This window comes from Microbacterium sp. Bi128 (assembly GCF_918698205.1).
Genome location: NZ_CAKKMM010000424.1, coordinates 1 through 3800, shown reverse-complemented (window position 1 = coordinate 3800; position 3800 = coordinate 1). Strand labels below are relative to the sequence as shown.

General features: G+C 65.8%; 2 protein-coding genes. Both read left to right on the top strand.

Annotation, left to right across the window (positions count from 1 at the left end):
- Positions 1 to 305: 305 nt before the first annotated feature.
- Positions 306 to 2888, top strand: a complete 2583-nt coding sequence (locus LQV45_RS20315) for a PD-(D/E)XK nuclease family protein (protein ID WP_230008563.1) — start codon at positions 306 to 308, stop codon at positions 2886 to 2888.
- Positions 2885 to 3800 (top strand): UvrD-helicase domain-containing protein (locus tag LQV45_RS20310; protein ID WP_230008562.1); only part of this gene is annotated, 916 nt, incomplete at its 3' end. The genes LQV45_RS20315 and LQV45_RS20310, both read left to right, overlap by 4 nt.

Genomic DNA, 3800 nt, shown 5'->3' with positions numbered 1-3800 from the left:
AGTCATGGCGGGCTCTAGGAACCAAGGTTCCGGCAGTCTCAGAAAGGGGAGGGTGCGGTGACGCCCCTCCCCTTTCTTTGCCGATAGCGCAGTTGCAGACGATCGCGGACTCACCAGCTGACTGCGGGCCCTCCACGGCGGCCAACGCGTCGCACCGTTCGTTGTCGGTCCCTGCCCATATGATCAAAGAACTGTCGCTGCAACACGTCCCGGGGGATGATGTGAAAGTTTTGTTTGGCCTGTATCTGGACCGTGCTCCGTGGACCTACCGTGATTCCGCACTCGGCGCGGTCAGACTCGGGCCGTTGGGGCTGGCCCAGCTCCTGCAGACCCGGCTCGGACTCACCGGACCCGACGCCCGGCACTCGGCGCGGATCCGGCAGTACATGGCCAGGCTCGCGGAGCGGAACAGCCCGGAGGCCTGGTTCCACGGATCGTTCTCCGTCGACCCGTGGTCAACGGCCATTGACCTGTTGAACATGCGCGACGAACTGGTAGTCAACGGGTGGACCGGCATCGCTCCGGACGGGTCCACCGCCAAGTTGAACGCTCTCGCATCCTTGGAGCAGAGCAAGCTCCCCCTCGACCGGGCGTTCGCCGATTACCCGCTGGAACTCATCCATGAGCTCGAGAGCGAAGCCACCGCAAACTGGCCGCTCGGAATCTCGCAGCTTGAACTCCAGCACCCCCGCAGCTCCTTCCCCGCCATCTGGAACCGTCTCATTGGCGCCCTTGAACGCCGCGGAGTGACTGTCGTAGAGCCTTCCGTCCCGACGGAGCCCGTGGGCGAAGTGACTGTTCTGGTCGCCAAGACCGAATGGGAAGCGGCTGAGCACACGGCCCGTTGGCTCGCCTGTGCAGGCCATCCTGGCTCGGATCGCTCAGCCGTTGTTGCCTCCACCAGCACCGCCTTGCTGGACCAGGAACTGCAGCGCCGCGGACTGCCACGGATCGGTGTCAGCAACCGCTCACGGTGGCGGGCTATGGACCAGATCATCCCCCTCTTCTTCAACGTCATCTGGGGGCCGGTAGATGTCCAACTGCTCGGCGAGTTTTTGAACCTCCCCGTCAGCCCCGTCCGGCGCGCAGCCGCCCGGCATCTCCTCCGCGCCCTCGCCGCCCAGCCGGGCACCGGCGGCGATGAATGGCTTAGCACCCTCCAGCAGATCAGCGCCGACGAGACCCTCGGCCCCGCCGTTGCGGCAGACTTGGACCGGCTTCTCAGCACCGGTCTGCTGACGGATGACGGAACTGTCAGCGGCAGCACCGTCGTCGAACGTGCGCAGTGGCTGCGCTCCCAGCTCGGCCGCCGCGTGCAGCTCTACCCTCAACTCGAAAGTGTCCTCAGCCAGCTAAATGAATTCATGGCCCTCATTGACGGACCGGAGCCGGTAACACGCAAGAACATCGCGCGGATCCTGGAATCCGTCATTCCCGCCAGCGCCAGTCCCCTGGCTGGCGGCGAGGCAGCGCCGTGGGTCACGCTGCACAGCCTCGGCGAACTCTGCGACGACGTCGACACGCTCGTCTGGTGGGGCTGCCAGGATGACGGCCAGTCCCGGTCCCGCCACTGGGACGACGCCGAACGCCAGGCCCTACTCGGCGCCGGCGTGGTACTGCCTGATCCTGCTGCCCTTGCCGAGCTGGAACTCTCGGTGGCGGTGAACGCCGCGAGGCGCAGCCGCCGGCTCCTGCTGGTACGCGCCGCGGAGATCGGCGGGGAGCCAACGAAGGCCCACCCGGTGCTGTCCTCGCTGGCCTTCAGCACCCTCCCGTCGCCCCTGCCGGGAACCCCGGAGGAGAACAAGAAGGCGGTGGAGCATGCCATTTCCGCCTTCAGCACCACGCCCGCCCAGTTGATGCGCGACGGCGTTTGGCGGCTCGCGGGCCGCACCGCTACGTTGACACCGGCGCAACCCTCCAGGGCCCAGCCGGTGCCGGCATCCCATGATCTGGGGCCCCGTCCGCAGTTCATGCCGGACAAGCTCTCCTACTCGCAGCTCAGCACGTTGATTGGCTGCTCGATGAAGTGGGTCCTGGAGAAGAAGGGCCGGCTGAAGGTAGGCGACGTGCAGTCCGTGCCCACCGGGAACACCATGATCGGCACCTTGGTCCACAGGGTTGTTGAAGAACTCTTCGGCGAGCTTTACGCTGCGAACCGGGCCGTGCCCGAGCATGCGGAAGTCCAGGCCAAACTGGACCAGCTCGTGCCGCATTATGCCTCGGAGCTGCTCCTGCCGGGCCGAGGCAGCCAACTCGCGGGCCTCCGGCCCATCATCGAGAAATCAGTCATCAAGCTTTTCCAGACCCTGCAGACGCAAGGGGTCTACATCCGCGCCACCGAGCACAAGTTCAGCAAGCCGGCCCTGTTCAACGTCAACGGAGCCCAGATCGAAGTACAGGTCTCCGGCTACATCGATGTTCTGGCCGCGGACCAGCATGCTGAACCCGTCGTGATCGACCTCAAGTGGACCAACCGCTCGAAGTACCGCCGCGATGAAATCAGCCAGGGCGACGCCATGCAGTTGGCCCTCTACCACTGGGCCTTGGACGACGGGCCGGACCCCATGTCCACCGTCGCCGAAGACGCTGCGATGTCCTACTACATGCTCAAGCAGGGCGAGTTCGCTTCGACCAGCAAACTCTTCGGCCCGGCCTTGGCCAGCCCCGCGTCCAGCCGGAGCACCTGGCGACGCTCGGTCCGCGCCGCCGAATTCTCCATCTCTGAAGTTGTCGGCGGACGCGTCCTGGCGGCCGGGCGGCAGGAGTTGGGCTCCCCCGCTGAGCAGCGGGACACGGCGACGGCGGACGGCCGGCTCTATCAGAAGCCGCCCTGCAACTTCTGCGACTTCTCCGCACTTTGCGGCCTCAAGGGGGACCTGTCATGAACGACGCACTGCACAACGTCACGATGATCACAGCCAGCGCCGGCACCGGCAAGACCTACAGCCTGATGGGCGAAATCGCGCGCGAAATCAACAGCGGCACGAAGCCCAGCCAGATCCTGGCCACGACCTTCACGAAGAAGGCCGCCGCAGAACTCATCGACCGGGTCCAAGCCGAACTCTTCGGCCAGGAACGCCCCGATGCCGCTCGGCAGATGTCCGTCAGCATGGTGGGCACCGTCAACAGCGTCTGCAGCCGACTGCTCCAGGAATACGCGGTCGAAGCCGGGCTGTCGCCGGCCCTCCAGGTCATCGCCGAAGACGAACAGCTCCGGATCTTCCAGCTCGCCACGGACGCCGTATTCGCAGAATTCACTCCACGGATCCAGCCGCTCGCCCGGCGGCTGGGACACGACGGCGAAGCCGACATCCGGGGCACCGACACCGACTGGCGCAAGATCGTCCGCGACATCACAGACGCCGCCCGCAGCAACAGGATTGCCCCCTCGGCGCTGACGAACTCCGCCGCGGCATCGTGGCAGGGACTGCAGCAGGTTTTGGGTCCGGCCGGCCTCGACGACCGCGCAACTTGGTCCAACCAGCTCCTCCAAGGGCTGATGGGCCTTCGCGGGCTGGCCGCAGAGATCGCCGAATCCGGCAAGACTCCGCCGAGGAACCTCTTGGCCTCGATCGCCCTGCTGGAGCCGGTCCTGACCCATGCGTCGCCGGAGGAAGCTCCTTGGCGTTTCTGGATCGAGGCGGCCGGCGTCTCCAACGCAAACGCCAAACGACAGCTGGAGAGCTACATTTCTGCGGTCGACGTCGATCTGGCCGCCAACCCGGCATTCCAAACCGAGCTACGTGAATTCACCGAACTGGTGTTTGCCTGCGCCGCTGCCTGCCTGGACCGTTTCT